This window comes from Paenibacillus sp. Negev47, from assembly GCF_058313655.1.
The window spans coordinates 4,130,489-4,150,934 of the sequence record NZ_CM177754.1 but is presented as its reverse complement, the minus strand read 5'-3'; the positions used below and the strand labels follow the sequence as shown (position 1 = coordinate 4,150,934).

The window sequence follows — 20,446 nt, the reverse complement described above, 5'->3', positions numbered from 1 at the left end:
GTCAAGCATTTCTCCCGTTCAATAGAACGGTGAGGGATGCTTTTTGGTTATGACAAATTCATGAAAGCGATTGTAATTAATGGGAGGTACATGTATCATTATTGGAATGGCGTTTTTACATAGTTCAGGAGGAGCCTCATGCTTAAAGACATGATTGCATTAACCAAACCCGGACTTCTAAGGCTGAATGTGTTTGCGGTGGCAGTAGGATTCTGGGTAGCTTCAAAATGGGATATCCATTGGTTATCTCTGCTCATGGTCGTGATTGGATCAACTTTGGTTATTGCTTCAGCTTGTGTAATCAACAATTATTGGGATCGTGAATTGGACCAAAAGATGGAGCGCACCAAAAAAAGGATGGAATACATTAACCATCTGAAGCCAGGTTTTGTACTGGGCTATGGCATTATCCTTGGTGTTGTGGGACTAGCAGTACTGTATCTCCTGGTGAATCCATTATCGGGCTGGATGGCTCTGCTCGGATGGTTCGCGTACATCGTGATCTACACGATGTGGTTGAAACGAAGTTCGACCTGGAGCACATCGCTGGGTGGAATTGCAGGAGCGATGCCACCTGTCATCGGTTATACGGCTGTAACGAATGAAATTGATGCAGGTGCCTGGTTGCTGTTTGCGCTATTGTTCTTGTGGCAACCACCACACTTCTGGTCATTGGGTATTCGCCGGGTGGAGGAGTATCGCGCTGCCGGTTTCCCGTTATTGCCTGTCGTAAAAGGGGTAAAACGTACCAAGCTTCAGATGATTCCTTACGTTTTCCTACTGCTTCCTGCTGTATTTCTGTTGTATTTCTACGACTATGTTGGTCTGGTATTCCTAATTGTATCTCTGATTGGTGGACTAATCTGGTTCGTGCATACACTTAGTGGACTGAAGACACAGGATGATGAGAAGTGGGCAAAAGTGAACTTTCTGATCTCGGTTAACTATCTCATGCTCGTATTTATTGTTATGGTTGTGAATACGACATGGTCCTAATCAAGGGATGAACAGATTACTTTGAGAGAAAAGCACCTTAAGCGAGTTGGCTGCATCGAATGAAAAAGCACACTGCGGAATAGAGTTTGGACAACTTTGTGTTGTTACAACATATTCTATGGGGTGCTTTTTTGGTATAATAAAACAATTGAATCATATATGTGGAAATTATAATGCAAGATGGGAAGTGACAGCATGAGTAATGTGGAACAGGCCGTGCGATGGAGACAAGAAGGCAAGGTGCAGGAAGCAATTGAACTTCTGCAAGAGATTACAGGGCAAGAACCCGAGAATGCGCAGGTCTGGTATCAGCTGGCTTGGGCGCATGATTTGCTTGGGTTAGAGCGGGAGGCTGTCCCGCATTATGAGCAGGCACTGGATCTGGGTCTCTCAGGAGAAGACAGGGCAGGCGCAATACTCGGACTGGGCAGTACATATCGAACACTGGGACAATACGGGCACGCGAAAGCTTGGTTTGAAAAGGGGATGAGAGAATTCCCGGAGTACCGGGAATTTGAGGTTTTCTATGCCATGGTGCTCTACAATCTGGGTGAACATGCAGAAGCGATGCAACGACTGCTCGTGCAACTTGCAGATACATCAAGTGACAAGAGAATAAACGACTATAGCAGAGCAATTCGTTTCTACGCAGATCAGCTCGATCGGGTGTGGGAATAGACCGAATACGCCAAAAAAAAGGAGATGGACGAATGAACTCCAATCAAGAACTGAAACAGGTAAATGAAAGATTGGATCAGATTGAGCAAAAGCTGGATAACCTGGGAGGCAGCCAGCAGAACAAACGCTCACCTGGCGTGCGCTTCCTGATTGGTTTTGGCATCACGGTTGCGATTATAGTTGTACTGCTGCTGACGCTCGGTGTTATCCAATTTGTGAGTAACGGGTAGAAGAAGTTGATCTTAACGATAGGTGATTCGTTCTCCCAAGTTACAGGGTTGGTACGAGCCATTGTTGAACTTCTTCAATAAAACGACGTGTAGCGGGCGATAGATTGCCCAAAGAGGGGCAGGCCATACCAATCGTGCGATAAGGATCTCCAGAGAGTGGAACGAGCGCAAGCGAATCTGTATGATTTTGAAGAACCATTTCTGGGAGCAGGCTGATGCCGAGGCCATTACGGACCATCGCCATGATGGCTTGATCTTCTGCAACTTCATAGACGACATTGAGTTTGGCTGCATGCTCCCGAATCAGTCGTTCAATCTCGTTATCTCCGCCCCACTTGGGCAAAATAAAGGGTTGCTCCAGTAGAATATCAAACGAAACAGACTCCTCTGAGGCGAGAGGATGATCCAGAGGCAGGATGCACATCATCCTGTCTTTTTGCAATGGGATGGTCTTAAACGGCGATGAATCGCCGAGGGACAGAAATCCAAGATCGATAGCACCTCCAGCTAGCCAGCCCTCAATCTCAGCATAATCGCCTTCCCACAGCTTGATCTCAATTCCTGGATGACGCAGACGAAATTGTTTCAGGATGCCAGGTAGCCACTGTGTGGAGACACTGGCAAAGGTGCCAATACGTACAGTTCCAATCTCCGCGCCGCGAATTAGAGAAATTTCCTGGTTCATCAATTCCGTCCAGCGCAGAATTTCACGTGTGTATCCCAGAATGCGTTCGCCTTCAGCGGTAACACGTACACCGGAACGACCGCGATGGAGTAGTGAAAAACCACATTCCGTCTCCAGACTGGCGATGGCATGGCTGACTGCGGATTGGGTGATGTTCAGTGCTTCTGCCGCTTTGGTGAGACTGCCATATTCCACTACGGTATTCAATATTTCGTATTTGATCAATGACATGAATGATTCCGTTCCTTCCCATTTTTGATGCATGAGTTTATTTCATATAATCTATTATAAATATTCATTTTTATAATGCAAAGAGATCGTTTATACTTGCCAAGGCGAGTTAGTTTGACGCACGATCACACAGATCAGAATACATAGAATGAAGGTTGAAGCAAGATGAATGGTGTACAGGTTAATCAGGGTCAGGCAACGAGAAGAGCAGACATACAGATGCTGCTCGCAACGGTCATATGGGGATCATCCTATCTGTTTATGAAATCGGGCCTAGCGTCCATGCAAGAATTGAATCTGGTCGCATTTCGTTTTGGAATTGCCTTTCTTGCGGCAGGGATTCTTTTTCATCGGCGACTGTTTAAAATGGATCGAAGAACACTTGTGGCAGGAGCCATTATGGGCACGGCTTTATTCGCTGCATTTGTATTCATCACCTATGGTGTGCAACGTACAACGACATCCCAAGCGGGATTTTTGATTAGTTTGGCTGTTATTTTTGTACCCATCCTGACGACAATCCAGCATCGTCGTATGCCTGATAAACGATTGACGTTAAGTATACTGGTAGCAGTAACCGGGCTGGGCTTGTTAACGCTTCAACATGAACTGAGTCTGCACACGGGAGATATTCTGTGCATTCTTGCAGCGCTAGTGTATGCCATCTACATTATGATTGCTGGCAAGTACACGCCGAAGCATGATCCGCTAACACTGGGAACGGTACAATTGGGTGTTGCGGCGATGTGGGGAATAGCGGCTACATTCATGCTGGAAACGCCACGTATGCCCGATACGGCTGAATCCTGGGCAGCAATTCTCGGGTTAGGTGTACTGTGTAGCGGATTGGGATATATTCTGCAGACACTCGCACAGCGCCATGCCTCTCCCACAAGAACGAGTCTGATCTTCTCACTCGAACCTCTATTTGCAGCGGCCTTTGCTTTTACCTTTCAAGGGGAGTCATTAACGTTGCAAGGATATGCAGGAGCAGCTTTGATGTTGATGGGCGTGTTGATTACAGAGATCAAACTCCCACAGCCGATCTTCTGGCGCAGAAAACGTCAAGCGCTCCAGCCGGAACTCAGCGATCAGGGAGCACGGAGCATATAACCAGGGAACAATGGTCCTTTCGTCATCTTCTATGGAAGGTGGAGAGAGGGCCTTTTTTTGTTATGTTGTACATGGCCTGTTACCGATCGAATTTAGCCTAACAAGTTAAACGGGAACATAACTTGTTTTGTTGATTTTTGTTTTTTATGCTACACTGAATGGAAAATCAGGAAAAACGGGTGAATGGCATGACTAAAAGAGTAACAATGCAGCAAATTGCGGATGCTGCGGGGGTGTCCAAATTCGCAGTCTCCCGTGCGCTGACGGGGAAGCCTGGTGTGAGCGAGCATACACGCGAGATGATTGTCAGAACGGCGGGGCAGCTCGGGTATTTCAGAACCGAGCCAAAGCGGTATCCGGTGGACACACAGGCGTCAATTGAGGTGAAGCCAGAAGCGGAGCGCCAAGGCACCATATTAATTTTGTTTCCTAACGTTCGTTCTCAGAATCGATCTTCCTTGTACTGGGGGCCTGTGTTCGATGGCATCTCTGAGAGGCTGAATGAGAAGGGGATGGACATTTTAACGCTGACAGAACCCTCTTCCGATCGAATGTTCTCGGTCCTTAATCCGGAAGCGATCAGCGGAGTCATTACCGTAGGCACCATCTCGACATCGGTATTGCTGGAGATTTACAGGCTGCGTATTCCGCTTGTGATGGTGGACCATGAAGACCCGGCCATATACGCGGACACGGTTTTTACAGACAATATGAAATGTATGAAAGAACTGGTTCTCATGCTCGTTGGGAAAGGGTATAGAAGGTTCCAGTTTGCTGGGAAACTGCCTGATGCAACAAGCTTTAGAGAACGTTGGCTTGGATATCGAACGGTGCTGGAAGAGAAACAGCTGGAGGGGGAACAGCAAGCAGACTTGCTGGGACCTGAGTATGAACAGATACGGAGATCCATTGCCGAAATGAAGCTGGAGGATATCCCTGAAGTCATCGTGTGTGCGAATGATCATACAGCTGTCATTGTCATTCAGGCACTCCAAAGTCGAGGCATTCAGGTGCCTGAACGCTGTGCCGTAACCGGGTTTGACAATACGCAGACGGATGAACCCATTCTTGCATCGGTACATATTAACAAAGATAATCTGGGCACGAGAGCGGTGGATCAGCTGTTGTGGCGGATCCAACATCTGGATCAACCTTATGAACGCAAGCTGATCTATTCGGAATTAATTATTCGCGATGAATATAACGCCAATATAGACTAATGTGGTATGTGTGATAAGAACGTATTGATCATTTTAACGACAAACATACTGGTAAATGAACTCAGGTGAGAGACATGGAGAGATTAAGTCTTCATGTCTTTTTGATATGCAGCGATTGTTTAACAAATTAAATTACAAAACAGATTGACTATGAGAAGCATATCGTGTTAATTTTGTTTTGTAAGTTATTTGTTTTTTCACTAACAGAACCTAACAAAATAATAATTACCAACTCTAACAACAATGGAGGCTGTCATGAGCACAATACAATCACAGGTTTTTCAGAATTGGACGTTCAAGGCTTGCGAAGATCAAGAGTGGATGCCGGCCCAGGTGCCCGGCTGTGTGCATACAGACTTGCTGAAACTGGGCAAGATTCCAGATCCTTTTTATGGAACGAACGAGAAGGAAGTACAATGGATTGATAAGAAAGATTGGGAATATCAGACTGAATTTGACGTTGCCGAAGCGTTGTTCTCTCAGGAACATCTGGAACTGGTGTTTGATGGTCTGGATACATATGCTGATGTGTATGTGAATGATGTGCATGTGTTATCAGCAGATAACATGTTCCGGGTATGGAAGGCGGATGTGAAGGCCGTATTGAAGGGCAAAGGCAATATTCTCCGAATACGTTTTCGGTCTCCGATTCAGGAAGACCTGCCTAAGCTGGAGAAGCTCGGATATGCATTACCTGCATCCAATGATCAGTCCGATGTTGGCGGACTTGGCGACAAGAGAGTAAGTATTTTTGCACGTAAAGCCCCGTATCATTATGGTTGGGATTGGGGTCCGCGTTTTGTAACCAGTGGAATCTGGCGTGAAGCACGTCTAGAAGGTTGGACACAGGTACGAATTAATGATGTGTATATCCAGCAAAATGAAGTAAGCGCTACCTTAGCTTCATTGACCGCTGTTGTGGAAGTAGAGACATCACAATCGGTGGAAACCGTCATTCGTATTGGCGCAGATGGTCAGAGATGGGAAAGATCCGTATCGCTGCAACCCGGAGCTCAGACTGTGGAGATTCCAATCTCCATCAATGAACCGAAACTGTGGTGGAGCCGCGGGCTTGGTGATCCGCATATGTACACCTTCCTTACCGAAGTGCTTCAAGGCGACCGAGCTGTGGCTGAATCTACAGTGAAGACAGGACTTCGTTCCATTCGCCTGGTACGTGACAAAGATGAAGCGGGAGCATCCTTTTACTTTGAATTGAACGGGGTTGCGGTCTTTGCCAAAGGGGCCAATCACATTCCGAATGATAGCTTCATCACTGAAATTACTCATGAACGTTATCGTCATGAGATCGTATCCGCAGCCGAGTCCAATATGAATATGCTGCGCGTGTGGGGTGGCGGAATCTATGAGGAGGATGTGTTCTACGAACTGTGTGATGAATACGGAATCCTGGTATGGCAAGACTTCATGTTTGCTTGCAGCATGTATCCAGGGGATGAAGCGTTCCTGAACAGTGTAAGACATGAAGCGATTGATAATGTGAAACGTCTGCGTAATCATCCAAGTATTGCACTCTGGTGTGGTAATAATGAGATTGATTCGGCTTGGGCTCAATATGTTGAGAATGGTGGCTGGGGTTGGAAGAAAGATTTTACTGCCGAGCAGCGTGAACGCATCTGGGCCGATTACGAAGCCATCTTCCATGATCTGCTGCCAGAAGTGGTTGAAGCGTATGCTCCAGGTGTGGATTACTGGCCTTCTTCACCTCTTGTATCACTGACAGGGGATGAGAAGCAGCATGCGCACCCGTCTACATCTGAGGGCGATATTCACTACTGGGGCGTGTGGCACAATGTAGAACCTTTCGAAAACTACAACGTGCATGTGGGTCGTTTCATGAGCGAATATGGATTCCAGTCTTTCCCGGAATACAAATCAGTTCGGACCTATGCGGAAGAAGAAGACTTGGCCTTGGAATCTGAAGTGATGCTTGCGCACCAGAAGAATGGGGCAGGTAATCGTCTGATCAAACAGTATATGGATATGTACATGCATGAATCGAAGGATTTCCCATCGTTCCTGTATATGAGCCAGGTACTTCAGGCAGAAGCAATGAAGACGGCCATTGAAGCACATCGTCGCCGTAAACCATTCTGCATGGGAACACTTTATTGGCAAATGAATGACTGCTGGCCGGTGGCTTCATGGGCAGGCATGGACTACCTTGGGCGTTGGAAAGCTTTGCAGTATTACGCGAAACGAAGCTTCAGCGATGTGCTCGTATCCGTAGACGGGACCAAGGAAGATACTACAGATATTTATATCATCTCGGATCAGCTTGAGCCAGTGAAGGGTCAACTGCAGATTCGATTGATTGGATTCGATGGCACAGTATACCGTGAAGAAGAGCATGAAGTAACATTGGCATCGAATTCGGGTCAAAAGGTATTGTCTCTGAGTCAGACTGAATGGCTGCAAGGCCGTGATGTTGCAACAACGCTGTTGCGCCTGGATCTGAAGCAGAATGGAGTAGCTGACATTGTGCAGGAGCATTATTTTGCACCATCCAAAGATCTTGCATTGCAGCCTGCACAAATTAAAGTAACAGAGGTTACTGAAAATGATGGCAAATATTTTCAACTGGAAAGTGATGTGCTTGCCAAACAGGTATGGATTTCCTCCGAAGCAGAAGGCGTATTCTCCGACAACTTCTTCGATCTCATTCCTGGCATTCCGGTGAAGGTGCAGTTCACTTCCAGAGAAGGGCTGCAATCTACCGATGCGGTTTCCAATACCGGGCTCATTGAGGTTCGTTCCATGGCTGATTTTATCAAACTATAATAAGGCTTAACATCAGAACGGTTGAGATCTCTTTAAGAGGGATTTCAACCGTTTTTATATTGAGGCAACCAATAAAAACGGATGTAGGCTTCAAAGATGGTTCCATCATTGCTATAATTGATAATCATTATCAATTATAGGTGGGTTTTGAGTCACAATGCTATGCATTGTGCATGTTTGAACACTTAGGAAAGGGAGTCTATATGCGGATTCAGAATGATATCAAGCTGTGGGATCAGGTTCAGGTTCGCGTGCTTGATGTCCGTATTATATCACTGGCAACAAACGAGTTCATGCGAAACTATGTGTTACCAACCAGTGCATTTGTCTATGTTCATGGTAGGGGGCAGGTGTGGCTGGATGAAGAGGTATGGTCTACAGGCCAGTTCTTGCTGCTGCACGGGGGAAAAGGAAGACGTCTGACATTTGAAGCGACCGGGGGGATGGAGGTTCATCTGATTTTGTACAAATCAACGCTGCCATCCAACGTGCTCGTGGAGTACCGAATGATGCTAAACCAGCGAAATCCATTTGAAGAGTCTTGGGCGACAGCGCCGGATCACACCCTTGAACTGCGTGAGCTAGTACGGAATATACATGAATGCTGGTCAGGACAGGAGCAATTGAGGGAAATTCAGGTCAAAGTGTACTTCTTTCAACTGGTACAGCTTGTATTGTTACAGCGAAGCCGCATGCTTCACGAAGTTCAGCAGCCTTCGCTTACCGATCAGGTATTGCGTCATATCAAAGCTCATTTCCGGGAATCGATCTCACTCGATTCGCTTGCCCAGTCCTTGAATTATAGCCCGCAGTATTTATCACGCAAGTTCAAGGAACAGACGGGATGCACACCGACAGAATATGTGACTCGGTTACGTATGGGTGAGGCAAGGAGTTTGCTTGCGTCCACGGAAGCTTCATTACAGGAAATTGCTGCATATGTAGGGTACATGGACCCATTCTATTTTAATCGAATTTTCAAAAAAGAGACTGGCATCACACCTGGACAATATCGGTTGAAGCAGCAGGAAAACTCAAAAACAGTTTCAAAAAGTACATTAAATGCAACAAATGAATCTATTGTAACAGGAAGAGAGGAACGTTATCCTTTAATTGATGATGATAATCATTATCAATATAAGGGAGATGAGGAAATCAACATGTTTAAGCATTTTAAATCAGCGATCATGTCACTTGCGCTTGTACTCACATTGAGTGCTTGTGGAACAGCTGAACAAGGAACAGGAACATCAGAGGTTGCAGCGGAACCTGAACAACCGGCAGTCGTGGAAACCAAAATGGTGAATACGGCCTTTGGCGAGGTAGAGATTCCTGCACATCCAGAGCGAGTCGCTGCCATTGATTATCTGGGAACGGTACTTGCTCTTGGTGTCAAACCGATTGGTGGAGGACAATTTCTGATGAACAGCCCGTATCTGGAAGGTCACATGGATGGGCTTGAAACGATCGGTGATTCCATTGAACAATTGATGGAGCTGGAGCCAGATCTCATTATTACATTGAATCCGGACAAAGCGGCTTATGAACAATACAGTAAGATTGCACCGACCGTTTCCATTGCGTCCATCACTTTCCCGACACTGAAGGACGAAGTCACTTATTTCGGTGAAGTTCTGGGCAAAGAAGCGGAAGCTGAGAAGTGGCTGGTTGATTTCAATGAGGAGATTGCAAAAATCAAGCAGGAGGTGCAGAGCGTTGTACCGGCTGATGCCACATTCTCCGTGATGCAGGAATACGACCGCCAAGTCTTTATTTTCGGCAATCAGTCGGGCCGAGGAGGGCGTAATATCTACGAATTGCTCGGTTTACAAGCACCGAAGAACATTCCGTCTGAGTTGATGCAGGGGGCATATCATGAATTCTCCATAGAACTGCTCTCCAAATACGCGGGAGATTACATCGTCCTAACCAGCCACTCACAGCTGAAAGACCTACAGGCAGATCCGATTTGGGGTTCATTGCCTGCTATCAAAAGTGGAAAAGTGTACATATGGACGGAGGAACAATCCTGGTTCCGTGACCCCATCGCTTTGTTGAAACAGACACAGGATCTGGCTGAATGGATTATTGGACTTAATACACCGTCTAAGTAAGTAAGGATGGTCTGCGCTCATATTTAAAGGGCCGAGTGCATTTCGGATGCACAGCGGGCCTACGTAAGACCAAATAACCGTGCTGCCCAGTTGGCTGAGCAGCACGGTTTTTATATTCTTATGTATGACTGAAACAATAGAAGGGGATTAGGAGTCTGTACGGAGATAAATAACGGTGTGATTGCAGTATATGCATTAGTTGTTCTTTTGTTCGCTCTGGATTTCTTGCAACTCCCTGATGGTCAAAGAAAGATCATTCTCGGGATTCGCGCTCACAATGACTTCTGACTGTGATTGTTGCTGACCTGTCTGATTCGACTTGGCGGCAGGTTTGATCACGTAGAGACTCTGAACGGAGTTCAGCAGGCTGGCTGGGGTGTTTTCATACGTTTCGAGGAAAAGCACATAGTCTTTGGTAGGGACCAGCTTGAGGTTGTCGTCATTAATAATCTCGGTGTTACCCAATTGTCCGCCAAGCTGCTTCACTTCTATTTGTTCCCCGGCCGTGTAAGCGCCCTTGTAGGATTCAGTAATCTGAACCGTGTGGATCGTATAGATTTTGTCAAAAGAAGACGGCTCTCCGCCTGGATCGGACGCTGTTTCTAACTCGTTTTCATTCGCAGCTTCTGTAATCTGTACGATATCGTTCAAAGCTTCCACTCGAGTCTCGAGGACATTGCCTTTAACGATGGTATTGGCTCTCTCGGACAGGTCGCCAATGCTGGCATAACTCGGGTAATCTTCAGAAGCAATAATGGTCATGGGTGCATTGGACGGAGAAGCGGTAGGTGTAACAGAAGAGCATCCAACAGCAGATAGAATGAAAATCGTTGAGATAAGTAGCGTTTTTACTCGGTTTTTGTTCATGGACAGGAATCCTCCTTGGATTTTGGAATGAGTTCGTAGCGGATTAATACTTTGACCTTACGTTGTTGATGTCAAAGGTTTGAGGTTTGGTCATGGAATTTCGGTTACGGGAGTAAGACATAATGGAAGGACTGGTTGTGGTTGGGTTGTCACCAAGCCATACGGAGTGTCCAAGTTCGTGGACGAATACGCTTTGAATGAAATTGGATAAGTTGGTCGCGTCAGCACTAATGGTGGATGCATTAAGTTCGATGCGGAAGCTTACGACCTGACTCCCGGATACGGAGGCGTAGTTGACACCATATGCCGTGTTGTTAAAGTTTCCTGCGGTGATGGTGTTCGGGGAGTTGTTTGTTTTGGTGAATTGAACTTTGGCACCGGCATTGTTCCAGTTGGTAAGGGAAGCGTCCATTGGGATCTGCCATGAGGAGGCGTAATTATACGTGCGAATGGGGATGGTCGTACTGGGATATCCGTAATTCAGGAAGGTTGCCGCGTAGATAGTACTGCCGAACATGGCTATCGCCGAGAACAACATAATGCTCATCAAAAACTTCCTTTTCATACTAAAAACCTCCAATAAATGTATTTTATCTCTATTATAGTAACAAGGAATAGTTTGATTGAAATGAGTCTGAGGTCGTTGTTTTTGTCGTGGAAAACATGAAATATGGTTTGATCAGACGAAGTGGGTGTCAAAATAAGTCATTTTTGCTCGATATGCATGCATAATTTCCCTGATATAACAAACAATACAATCAACTTACACAGGGAAAGGTAGTGCTTGAGCATGTGCAATCGTTTTTCATTGGCAGCCGATTTGGACGAAGTCAGAGATCATTTCAAGATTCAGCGAGTAATGTATTATTACAAAAACCGTTACAACATCAGCCCAACCCAGCATACGCCAATTATTTTGCATCAGGATGGTGAGCGTGTATTGGATGAGTTCCGTTGGGGGTTCATTCCGTTCTGGGGGCGTGATGCCGTGAACGCAAATCTCATGACGGTGCATGAGAATCCTTCCTATTACAAGCTGGTAGAAACGAAGCGCTGCGTCATTCCGTGTAACGGATTGTACTATTGGCGGCAAGAGGGTAAGAAAAGTTATGCGGTCCGCGTTGTCATGCCGGATCGAGGTCTGTTCGGCATTGCTGGATTATATGAAGTGTGGAGAGACACACGTAAAGAGCCACTTCGTACCTGCACGATGCTTATGACTGGCGCGAACATGGTTACACGCGAGTTCGGCAGCAAAATGCCAGCGATCCTCTCCGAAGAAGAGATCAACACTTGGCTTGATCCGGCTAACACACGGGTCACTCAGTTGCTGCCGCTGTTGAAATCGTATAACAGTACAGAGATGAATCTGTATCCTGTAACACCCATGGTCGCCAATGATGAGCACGATTGTTATGAATGCGTGGAAGAGATGGATCAGAAGCTGGCATACGTTCGGAGTTTCTGAATCCCTTTTGCATAGAGTGAAGAAGGTTAATAGGGCAGGGAGTTAGGACCCTCTGCTCTTTTTTTCCTTTCTGAAAATGAAGAGTTGCAATTGCGGTGAAACGTAACTATAATAATTACAGTAAGCGAACGCATATATTCATATATCTATTAAAAGAGATATTTATAATCAGGAGGGAACCACGAATGAATCCAAAGTTTAACCAGATGTTTGAACAAGTTTCACTACCGACTGGCATTACATTGAAAAACCGTATCGTGCTCGCTCCGATGACTCATATGTCCTCGAATGCTGATGGTACCATATCTGACGCAGAACTTGCTTATTATGCACGTCGCACCGGTGGTGCTGGCATGTCGATTACGGCAGTAGGGCATGTAACAGAGAATGGCATTGGTTTCCCGGCTCAGTTCGGCGTACATAATGACAGCTTCATTCCCGGCCTGAGACGATTGGCAGATACAATTAAACAGCAGGGCTCTGTAGCCATATTACAAATATTCCATGCAGGCCGTCTGACGCCTGAACAAGCTGTACCTGCGGGTCAAGTGGTGGCTCCTAGTGCGGTTGCGAGTGAGCGTCCGGGATCTCCTGAACCAAGAGAGTTGACTGATGCCGAGATTACTTCCATTATCAAAGACTTTGGTGAAGCGACACGTCGTGCAATCGAAGCCGGATTTGATGGTGTTGAAATTCACGGAGCTAACGGTTATCTGATCCAGCAATTCTTCTCCCCTCATTCCAACCGACGTGAAGATCGTTGGGGAGGAAGTGTAGAGAAACGTCTGGCATTCCCACTTGCTGTCGTGGATGAGATTCAGAAAGTTGTTGCCGAACATACGAAATTGCCATTCATCATTGGTTACCGCTTCTCTCCGGAAGAACCGGAAACACCGGGACTCACGATGGAAGATACGTATGCACTGGTGGATGCACTGAAAGATAAAAACCTGGATTACCTGCACGTTTCCCTGAATGAATTCTGGTCCAAACCAAGACGTGGCGAAGCAGATACACGTTCAAGAATGGAATTCATCCTCGATCGTGTGAACGGCAAATTGCCTGTTATTGGTGTAGGTTCGATTCATACGGCTGATCAGGCCGCTGAGGCGCTTCAAACGGGAGTGCCACTGCTTGCCATTGGACGTGAGCTGATTATCGAACCGGATTGGGTTGAGAAAATCGAGAGCGGACGGGAAGAAGATATCGAGACGATTCTGACCAAATCGGATCAGGAGCGTCTGGTTATCCCTGACGGGCTGTGGAATGCAATCATCCACACACCGGGCTGGTTCCCTATGGCAGAAGATAAATAAGATACACTTCAGGACTGGAATGGAGGGGGCGAGAGCTCCCTCTTTTTGCACGTGGTCTAAATTCTCCTTGTAATCGCACTGTGGTATGATGGGATGAACAGGATCAACTGGATAATCAACGGTTTGGAGTGAAGGAATATGCTCGTTGCTGAACGGTATGAAAAAATAGTGGAATGGGTGGATACGCAAGGCAGTATGCGTGTGACCGAACTTAGTGAGCGCTGCGGGGTGACGGAAGAGACGATTCGTCGTGATCTGGACAAGCTCGAACAGGCAGGCAGGCTCAGGCGCTCTCATGGCGGGGCAGTCAGTGTAAAATACAAAGAGGATTTACAGTCGGAGATTCCGTATCCTGAACGAGCTGTAGCCCATGCAGAAGAGAAGCGCAGGATTGCAGGCGAAGCGGTGAAAATGGTGGAATCTGGCGACCGGATCGCCCTCGATGCAAGTACAACGGCGTGGTATATGGCGGCAGGATTGCCTAACATTCCACTGACGGTTTTAACCAACTCGATTAAGGTGGCCGCAGAGCTGAGTAACAAGGAGCAGATTCGCGTGATTGCCACAGGTGGGCAACTGGCTTCGAAATCCCTGTCCTTTGTAGGGCCGCTGGCGGAACGTTCGCTGGATGCTTACCATGTCGATAAAGTATTCCTGTCTTGCAAAGGGGTGCATCTGACCAAAGGCATTAGTGAATCCAATGAATTACAGGCTTTGGTGAAGCAGAAGATGATCCATATTGCGGATGAGGTCATTTTACTCGCAGATTCCAGCAAGTTTAACATACAGGCTTTTACGAGAGTCGCTGAGATGAGCAGTGTGGGGAAAGTGATTACGGATCAAGGCTTAGACGAAGAGCAAGTAAGTGCACTAACTGAGCAGAATATTACGTGTATACGTGTGTAAATAGAAAGGAATGAATGTCATGAAACATCCTTTTCATCTGAAAGCGGTATGGAATGGTGGACGTAACAGTGAGGGAACCATTGATGCAGGTGGATTAAAAACGGTCATATCGATTCCGCAGGAGATGGGCGGACCTGGTACGGGAACCAACCCCGATGAGATGCTGCTGGGTGCAGCCTCTACCTGTTACTTGATCACGTTGGCAGCAATGCTGGAGCGTTCAGATATTAAGCCAGATGAGCTGACGCTGGAGTCGGAAGCAACGGTAGATGTTACGAATAACGTGTTTACGTACGAACGGATCGTACATAGACCCCGGATTGTGCTTAGCACAGATGCTTCTGAGGCGGATCTGGCCAAAGCCGAGCGCTTAGCGCACAAGGCTGAATCATCCTGCATGATCTCCCGAGCGGTGGCAGGCAATGTTGTGATCGAAACACAGCCAGTCGTTGTAACTACAGGAGCTAACACAGTGTGATATACTTAAGAGTAGGCGACGCAAGTCGTCATTCGTGTAAATAAGGAGAAATTCGGCATGAACACACAGAAGCGCAAGACCAGCCGCTGGGTACGTTTAACACGTGCTATGAAGCTGAATTTCCTCAAATTATTACGTGCTCCCGGAGGTGCGCATAAAGTATCTACCGGATTTGCCATAGGGTTCGGACTGGAATTAATCGTGATCTCGACCGCATCCCTGATATATCTCATATTCTATCCCATCGTGCGACTGTCCGGGGGTTCGATGCCCGCAGCCATTGTTGGCAATGTGATTGGAAAACTTACGTTTTTGCCTATCATTCTGATGCCGCTCGCCAAGCAGATTGGTTCCTGGATTCTGCCTGCTCACAGCATGGGACAGGGACTAGTACACAAGAGTGCATTCATGGAACTGTTTCGCGGGAACTGGTCGGCAGTGAGCGAATTGTTGCTCGGTGGACTGGATATTTTGGCAGGCATGTCCGTGTTCGGTATCATTCTGGGTGTAATTTCGTACTTTATCGTAAAATTCTTTTACGTCAGAGCTCTCAACCAGCGTTATGAACGCCGGCTGGAGAAGCGTCGACAAGCAGATATGGCTGCGGTATCGCCTCCAGTGTTAATCAGGAAGCCATCACAATCATAATTGGCAGCATCAACATGGATGCAGCGGTTGTCCATAGAATGCAGCGGGATACAAACTGTGGAGAAGCATTGAACTGTTCAGCCAAAATAACAGCGTTCACCGCGGTCGGCATCGATGCGAGGATGAGCAGCACACTGAACAAGGTACCCTCGACCTGAAGCGCGGTCAGAATTAGCCAGGAGAGGATCGGTGCAGCTGCGAGACGTACCACAAGCCCGGTCCAGAAGGCTCGGCGTACATTAGGTAACCAAGGCGCTGTAGCACCTTTTGATCTGAGCATCTGTGCTCCCAAAATGGCGAGAACGACGGGAGAGTAGCCCATAGCCAGCATGGAGATGCCTCCATCCAGCGCGTCAGGCAGGCTCAAATTGGATGCGCGCAGCGCAATGGCGATGCCGGCAGCATAGATGGACGGCATGCGGAAAACGGACAGAATCGCATCTTTTACCGTGAATTCGGATCGCGCGGCAAAAAAGATACCTACCGTATTGACAATGATCATCTGTCCAATAACATAGACGGAAGCCTTATCCAGTCCAAGTTGTCCAAAGGCAAGCAGTACAAGCGGGAGCCCATAATTCACGCAGTTCGTAAACGTGGAGACGAGGGTGAGACCTGCTTTTTCGCTTGCACCCAGACGGAAAATCCGGCTTAACAGCTCGGCGAGTGCCCACAGCGCAATCAGATTAATGATAGAGAACCAGAATGTGCTGGTGACGTCCGTCCAGGTAATCTCTGCGTGCAGCAATGTATTGAAGATGAGCGCAGGGCTCAAAATATAAAGGGAAAAGGTCGACAGCGACCGGGTATCCCAATTCTTGAAGCGTTTTAACAGAATACCTCCGATCACGGGAAGTGATATCGGCAGGAATACATGGTATAACGTGAGTAAAAATGAGTGAAGCAATGCAATTCAGTCCCTTCTGGATGAAAAACCTATCTTATCATAGCAGAAGATGCACTTCATATGAATGGATTTCAGTATGATCATGTGCAGAAAGCCGTTGTTTAGCGGGTGTTTTCACGGATGTGCAGCGACAGCAGATTGCTATTTTGATATGGCAGATTTATTATAGAAGAGGTGCAACAAGATTACATACACATAGAGGAGGAAACTGTAATGAGTGAATCAAAACGCTTGCTCGTACTGGCCGGCTCTTATGCCGAAGCGGAAAATGAGGGCATTTATGCATATGAATTGAATGAGGATACAGGTAGCTTGTCCAAGCTTAACGGCATCGCGGGTGTGAAAAACCCAACGTTTGTCAACGTGGATGCTGAAGGAAACAAACTGTATGCGATTGGTGAAACAGCGTCAGCTGAAGGCAATAAAATGTCTGAAGCGGTAGCTCTGAGCATTGATCCTTCTACAGGAAAATTAAGTTTGCTGAACCGGAATAACTCCATCTCAGCTCCACCATGTCATATCCAGCGTGACCCTTCCGGCAAATACTTGATCCTCTCCAGCTACCACGGTGGTCTGGTAGGACTGCAAGCCTTGACGGATAACGGTGAAGTTGGAGCGCTTCTGGACGAGAAGAAACATGAAGGCCAAGGTGCGCATCCTGAACGTCAGGATAAGCCACATGTACATTCTGCATTCTTTAGTCCAGATGGCAAATACATGATGGTACAGGATCTGGGCGCGGATAACATTGCGATCTATTCCATTGATGCAGACAAAAATGAACTTGTGCTGCACAGTGAAACCAAAACTCATCCGGGAGCAGGCCCACGTCACTTGGCGTTCCACCCGAATGGTCAATTCGCTTATGTTATCAATGAAGTGGATTCTTCCATTACTTCGTTCAAATATGATGCAGCAGCGGGCACGTTGACTGAATTGTCTACGGTATCGACATTGCCTGATGGTTATGATGGCAAAGAGAATACAACAGCCGAGATCACAGTTTCCAATGATGGACGTTATGTATATGGTTCTAACCGTGGACATGACAGCATCGTTGTATTTGCAGTAGACGCAGACAAAGGTCACCTGACACTGGTTGAGCATGTATCTGCTGAAGGGGAGCACCCGCGTCATTTTGCTCTGACACCTAATGGCAAACTGTTGATCGCAGCCAACCGCGATACCAACAACCTCGTGACATTCACAGTGGATCAGGAAAGCGGACGTCTGAAATACACAGGTCACAGCACAGGTGTATCCAAGCCGGTGTGTGTGAAACCTGTATATCTGTAAGGTATAATTGCTAAAATCAGCTCTGGCTGGATTGAAAATTAGAAAAGGACCCTGCCTATATCCTATATGGCAGGGTCTATTTATTTGGATGAGTGATTAGGATTTTTTAGTATGCAAATTTCGGTTCAAATGAAGGGACACTTCTAAAATGAGTTCATATAACAACTAATTAATTTCATTAGTTTCGTACAAGTAACTACCCCACTTCAAAGTGCGTACTTCCTGAATGGATAGTCAGGGTCTACAATGAATGAGTAGCCAAAACAAACACTGCATGCATCTGAACAGACGAATTGGTGCAGGCTAAATATCTGATTATTATTTTTACAGGAACGACTCATACTTGAACAACAAAGGAGAAATAAATGATGAAATTGCAATTGGCACTCGACTTGGTAAACATCCCTGAAGGTATCGCACTGGTTAAAGAGGTTGAACAATATATTGATATCGTTGAGATTGGTACACCAATCGTTATTAATGAAGGTTTGCACGCGGTTAAGGCAATGAAAGAAGCTTTCCCTAATCTGCAAGTTCTTGCAGACCTCAAAATTATGGACGCTGGTGGTTATGAAATCATGAAAGCAGCTGAGGCAGGTGCGGATCTGATCACTGTGCTTGGGGCAACCAATGACAGTACGATCAAAGGTGCAGTAGCAGAAGCGAAGAAACAAAACAAACAAGTTCTCGTGGACATGATCAACGTGCCTAACCTTGAACAGCGTGCTCGTGAAATTGATTCGCTTGGCGTAGATTACATCTGTGTACACACAGGTTATGACCTGCAAGCTGAAGGACAAAGCCCGTTCGAAGATCTGCAAACGATCAAAGCTGCTGTGAAAAACGCTAAAACGGCTGTCGCTGGTGGAATCAAGCTGGAAACATTGCCAGAAGTAATCAAAGCACAACCGGATCTGGTTATTGTAGGTGGCGGTATCACAGGACAAGCGGACAAAGCGGCAGTTGCAGCTGAAATGCAACGTCTCGTTAAACAAGGGTAAGCGAATGACCAAAACACAATACGCAGCTGACATCTTGAAGGAGCTGGAACGCACGTTAAGCCAGATCGATGATGCAGAGATGCAAGCGATGGCTGAACATGTTCTGGCTGCAGAACAGATTTTTGTAGCAGGAGCAGGCCGGTCAGGACTTATGGGAAAGGCTTTTGCCATGAGACTGATGCAGATGGGGCTTCGTGTATATGTGGTGGGCGAGACCGTAACACCTGGGATCAGCTCGAAGGATTTCCTCTTGCTGTGCTCTGGCTCAGGAGAGACAGGCAGTCTGGCAGCCATGGCTCAGAAGGCTAGTCAAGCAGGTGCACCTGTAGGTCTCATTACAATTAAGCCAGAGTCCACGATTGGCAAATTGGCGACTACGGTAGTGCGTCTCCCGGCTTCAGCCAAAGAGGACACAGCAACTTCCGGAGCAGCCGTAACCATTCAGCCGATGGGCTCGTTGTTCGAACAAGGACTGTTAATCGGTATGGATGCTCTCATCCTTACCATGATGGAGATGAAGGGTATGACCGGAGCGGATATGTTTGGCCGCCACGCAAACCTGGAATAGTGAATAGATGCAAGACCGAAATCCTTTGCTTGTGAAGGGTTTCGGTCTTTTTCTGCGATGCACAGCCTTTCAAGCTTATAGGTTTTATTCGAGGTAGTTAGTTAAACTTTGCATCCCGTGCAGGCTGTAGTAGAATTAATAGAAAGCTGTATCGAATGAATGTACTTATTACATCATGTATGGAGCGGATAGTTACCCTCTTATGGAGTGTCCCCGTAACATGCGTATGATACCGATATAAGATTGAAGATGGGGGGGCTCGGAGCCATGGCATCCGAAGTGAAGGAACGGATTAATCTGAAAGAAATCAACTGTGAGAAGGAATTGACTCTTGCGGTAATCGGGGGCAAGTGGAAACTGATTATTTTGTGGCATTTGGGTCTGGAAGGCACCAAACGATTCAGTGAGCTGAAACGCCTAATCCCTCATATTACCCAGAAGATGCTGACCAACCAGCTACGTGAGCTGGAGGAAGACAAACTGATTGAGCGCAAGGTGTACGCAGAAGTACCTCCTCGGGTGGAGTATACGTTGACGGATCACGGCCAGAGCCTGATGCCCGTGCTGCATGCGATGTATAACTGGGGTAAAAATTATGGGGAAAATGTAATCTGGAAAGAAAGTTAAATAAGTTATATTCAATAAAACGCTCGGTGTATGGGGTTTTTGCCATCACCTAGCGTTTTTTTTATTTACTTTCAAACCATGGTCACATGAGCAAAAGTTTATACGAAACGTAGAGGACAGAAATAGCTTGAAGAAGCGGAGCGTTCGTATTTATCATCGGATTTTCCCTTTAGAAAAGGGATCAAAAAAAATCCGGGGATAACGGCGATCAGAAGGCTATTCTGTCATCGGAGTGATACGGATAAACTAATTTGTCAGCTCGACCATAAGTCCCCTGAACCATTTTAGGAGATGT

Annotated in this window: 20 protein-coding genes; 16 read left to right on the top strand and 4 right to left on the bottom strand. The window is 46.7% G+C overall.

Features of this window, described 5'->3' with window-relative positions; all coding sequences use genetic code 11:
- Positions 1-138 precede the first annotated feature (138 nt).
- The 3 genes from cyoE (at position 139) to AC4G47_RS18400 (ending at position 1,904) form a co-directional block, all read left to right on the top strand.
- Entirely contained in the window at positions 139-996 is an 858-nt protein-coding gene (gene cyoE, locus AC4G47_RS18410) for a heme o synthase (protein WP_491102139.1), read from the top strand.
- Positions 997-1,191: 195 nt separating this feature from the next.
- Positions 1,192-1,674 (top strand): tetratricopeptide repeat protein, encoded by a 483-nt coding sequence (locus AC4G47_RS18405; protein ID WP_491102138.1) that lies wholly within the window; start codon positions 1,192-1,194, stop codon positions 1,672-1,674.
- Between the two features lie 32 nt (positions 1,675-1,706).
- On the top strand, positions 1,707-1,904 hold the full coding sequence (locus AC4G47_RS18400; protein ID WP_491102137.1) for a hypothetical protein: 198 nt from the start codon (positions 1,707-1,709) through the stop codon (positions 1,902-1,904).
- Between the two features lie 40 nt (positions 1,905-1,944).
- Here AC4G47_RS18400 and AC4G47_RS18395 read toward each other — a convergent pair whose 3' ends face one another.
- The gene (locus tag AC4G47_RS18395) at positions 1,945-2,820 is read right to left on the bottom strand and encodes a LysR family transcriptional regulator (RefSeq protein WP_491102136.1); all 876 of its coding nucleotides are present in this window, start codon (positions 2,818-2,820) and stop codon (positions 1,945-1,947) included.
- A gap of 165 nt (positions 2,821-2,985) precedes the next feature.
- On the opposite strand from AC4G47_RS18395, the gene AC4G47_RS18390 reads away from it, so the two are divergent.
- From AC4G47_RS18390 to AC4G47_RS18375, 4 genes are all read left to right on the top strand, one after another.
- Entirely contained in the window at positions 2,986-3,933 is a 948-nt protein-coding gene (locus tag AC4G47_RS18390; RefSeq protein ID WP_491102135.1) for a DMT family transporter, read from the top strand.
- Between the two features lie 188 nt (positions 3,934-4,121).
- Positions 4,122-5,153 (top strand): LacI family DNA-binding transcriptional regulator, encoded by a 1,032-nt coding sequence (locus AC4G47_RS18385; RefSeq protein ID WP_458126527.1) that lies wholly within the window; start codon positions 4,122-4,124, stop codon positions 5,151-5,153.
- Between the two features lie 255 nt (positions 5,154-5,408).
- On the top strand, positions 5,409-7,955 hold the full coding sequence (locus tag AC4G47_RS18380) for a beta-mannosidase (RefSeq protein ID WP_491102134.1): 2,547 nt from the start codon (positions 5,409-5,411) through the stop codon (positions 7,953-7,955).
- 203 nt (positions 7,956-8,158) lie between these two features.
- Positions 8,159-10,069, top strand: coding sequence for an AraC family transcriptional regulator (locus AC4G47_RS18375; RefSeq protein ID WP_491102133.1), 1,911 nt, complete (start codon positions 8,159-8,161; stop codon positions 10,067-10,069).
- A gap of 195 nt (positions 10,070-10,264) precedes the next feature.
- On the opposite strand, the gene AC4G47_RS18370 is transcribed toward AC4G47_RS18375, so the two are convergent.
- The gene (locus AC4G47_RS18370) at positions 10,265-10,936 is read right to left on the bottom strand and encodes a hypothetical protein (RefSeq protein ID WP_458126530.1); all 672 of its coding nucleotides are present in this window, start codon (positions 10,934-10,936) and stop codon (positions 10,265-10,267) included.
- A 43-nt stretch (positions 10,937-10,979) separates the two neighbouring features.
- Positions 10,980-11,501 (bottom strand): zinc metalloprotease, encoded by a 522-nt coding sequence (locus AC4G47_RS18365; RefSeq protein WP_458126531.1) that lies wholly within the window; start codon positions 11,499-11,501, stop codon positions 10,980-10,982.
- A gap of 225 nt (positions 11,502-11,726) precedes the next feature.
- Here AC4G47_RS18365 and AC4G47_RS18360 point away from each other — a divergent pair, with 225 nt between their 5' ends.
- The 5 genes from AC4G47_RS18360 (at position 11,727) to AC4G47_RS18340 (ending at position 15,752) form a co-directional block, all read left to right on the top strand.
- Positions 11,727-12,404, top strand: coding sequence for an SOS response-associated peptidase (locus AC4G47_RS18360; RefSeq protein WP_091016984.1), 678 nt, complete (start codon positions 11,727-11,729; stop codon positions 12,402-12,404).
- Positions 12,405-12,589: 185 nt separating this feature from the next.
- Positions 12,590-13,720 (top strand): NADH-dependent flavin oxidoreductase, encoded by a 1,131-nt coding sequence (locus AC4G47_RS18355; protein ID WP_458126533.1) that lies wholly within the window; start codon positions 12,590-12,592, stop codon positions 13,718-13,720.
- A gap of 138 nt (positions 13,721-13,858) precedes the next feature.
- A complete protein-coding gene (locus tag AC4G47_RS18350) occupies positions 13,859-14,626 on the top strand; it encodes a DeoR/GlpR family DNA-binding transcription regulator (RefSeq protein WP_491102132.1) in 768 nt (255 codons plus the stop codon).
- A gap of 19 nt (positions 14,627-14,645) precedes the next feature.
- Positions 14,646-15,104: an OsmC family protein gene (locus AC4G47_RS18345; protein WP_491102131.1), complete on the top strand. Its 459-nt coding sequence runs from the start codon at positions 14,646-14,648 to the stop codon at positions 15,102-15,104.
- A gap of 57 nt (positions 15,105-15,161) precedes the next feature.
- Positions 15,162-15,752, top strand: a complete 591-nt coding sequence (locus tag AC4G47_RS18340; RefSeq protein WP_491102130.1) for a DUF2062 domain-containing protein — start codon at positions 15,162-15,164, stop codon at positions 15,750-15,752.
- On the opposite strand, the gene AC4G47_RS18335 is transcribed toward AC4G47_RS18340, so the two are convergent.
- The gene (locus tag AC4G47_RS18335; RefSeq protein ID WP_458126537.1) at positions 15,730-16,659 is read right to left on the bottom strand and encodes an AEC family transporter; all 930 of its coding nucleotides are present in this window, start codon (positions 16,657-16,659) and stop codon (positions 15,730-15,732) included. The two genes, AC4G47_RS18340 and AC4G47_RS18335, sit on opposite strands and share 23 nt — an antisense overlap.
- Before the next feature lie 213 nt (positions 16,660-16,872).
- Here AC4G47_RS18335 and AC4G47_RS18330 point away from each other — a divergent pair, with 213 nt between their 5' ends.
- The 4 genes from AC4G47_RS18330 (at position 16,873) to AC4G47_RS18315 (ending at position 20,151) form a co-directional block, all read left to right on the top strand.
- Entirely contained in the window at positions 16,873-17,955 is a 1,083-nt protein-coding gene (locus AC4G47_RS18330) for a lactonase family protein (RefSeq protein WP_491102129.1), read from the top strand.
- Positions 17,956-18,323: 368 nt separating this feature from the next.
- Positions 18,324-18,956 carry a 3-hexulose-6-phosphate synthase gene (gene hxlA / locus AC4G47_RS18325; protein WP_336760255.1) on the top strand — a complete coding sequence of 211 codons (633 nt, stop codon included), beginning with the start codon at positions 18,324-18,326 and terminating at the stop codon, positions 18,954-18,956.
- A 4-nt stretch (positions 18,957-18,960) separates the two neighbouring features.
- On the top strand, positions 18,961-19,524 hold the full coding sequence (gene hxlB, locus AC4G47_RS18320; protein ID WP_458126539.1) for a 6-phospho-3-hexuloisomerase: 564 nt from the start codon (positions 18,961-18,963) through the stop codon (positions 19,522-19,524).
- 267 nt (positions 19,525-19,791) lie between these two features.
- Positions 19,792-20,151, top strand: coding sequence for a winged helix-turn-helix transcriptional regulator (locus tag AC4G47_RS18315; RefSeq protein WP_036608849.1), 360 nt, complete (start codon positions 19,792-19,794; stop codon positions 20,149-20,151).
- The last annotated feature ends 295 nt before the right edge of the window (positions 20,152-20,446 follow it).

Excerpts from the sequence above, each read along its gene's own strand:
- cyoE (WP_491102139.1), top strand. The coding sequence starts at position 139 with ATGCTTAAAGACATGATTGCATTAACCAAACCCGGACTTCTAAGGCTG.
- AC4G47_RS18405 (WP_491102138.1), top strand. The coding sequence starts at position 1,192 with ATGAGTAATGTGGAACAGGCCGTGCGATGGAGACAAGAAGGCAAGGTG.
- AC4G47_RS18400 (WP_491102137.1), top strand. The coding sequence starts at position 1,707 with ATGAACTCCAATCAAGAACTGAAACAGGTAAATGAAAGATTGGATCAG.
- AC4G47_RS18395 (WP_491102136.1), bottom strand. The coding sequence starts at position 2,820 with ATGTCATTGATCAAATACGAAATATTGAATACCGTAGTGGAATATGGC.
- AC4G47_RS18390 (WP_491102135.1), top strand. The coding sequence starts at position 2,986 with ATGAATGGTGTACAGGTTAATCAGGGTCAGGCAACGAGAAGAGCAGAC.
- AC4G47_RS18385 (WP_458126527.1), top strand. The coding sequence starts at position 4,122 with ATGACTAAAAGAGTAACAATGCAGCAAATTGCGGATGCTGCGGGGGTG.
- AC4G47_RS18380 (WP_491102134.1), top strand. The coding sequence starts at position 5,409 with ATGAGCACAATACAATCACAGGTTTTTCAGAATTGGACGTTCAAGGCT.
- AC4G47_RS18375 (WP_491102133.1), top strand. The coding sequence starts at position 8,159 with ATGCGGATTCAGAATGATATCAAGCTGTGGGATCAGGTTCAGGTTCGC.
- AC4G47_RS18370 (WP_458126530.1), bottom strand. The coding sequence starts at position 10,936 with ATGAACAAAAACCGAGTAAAAACGCTACTTATCTCAACGATTTTCATT.
- AC4G47_RS18365 (WP_458126531.1), bottom strand. The coding sequence starts at position 11,501 with ATGAAAAGGAAGTTTTTGATGAGCATTATGTTGTTCTCGGCGATAGCC.
- AC4G47_RS18360 (WP_091016984.1), top strand. The coding sequence starts at position 11,727 with ATGTGCAATCGTTTTTCATTGGCAGCCGATTTGGACGAAGTCAGAGAT.
- AC4G47_RS18355 (WP_458126533.1), top strand. The coding sequence starts at position 12,590 with ATGAATCCAAAGTTTAACCAGATGTTTGAACAAGTTTCACTACCGACT.
- AC4G47_RS18350 (WP_491102132.1), top strand. The coding sequence starts at position 13,859 with ATGCTCGTTGCTGAACGGTATGAAAAAATAGTGGAATGGGTGGATACG.
- AC4G47_RS18345 (WP_491102131.1), top strand. The coding sequence starts at position 14,646 with ATGAAACATCCTTTTCATCTGAAAGCGGTATGGAATGGTGGACGTAAC.
- AC4G47_RS18340 (WP_491102130.1), top strand. The coding sequence starts at position 15,162 with ATGAACACACAGAAGCGCAAGACCAGCCGCTGGGTACGTTTAACACGT.
- AC4G47_RS18330 (WP_491102129.1), top strand. The coding sequence starts at position 16,873 with ATGAGTGAATCAAAACGCTTGCTCGTACTGGCCGGCTCTTATGCCGAA.
- hxlA (WP_336760255.1), top strand. The coding sequence starts at position 18,324 with ATGAAATTGCAATTGGCACTCGACTTGGTAAACATCCCTGAAGGTATC.
- hxlB (WP_458126539.1), top strand. The coding sequence starts at position 18,961 with ATGACCAAAACACAATACGCAGCTGACATCTTGAAGGAGCTGGAACGC.
- AC4G47_RS18315 (WP_036608849.1), top strand. The coding sequence starts at position 19,792 with ATGGCATCCGAAGTGAAGGAACGGATTAATCTGAAAGAAATCAACTGT.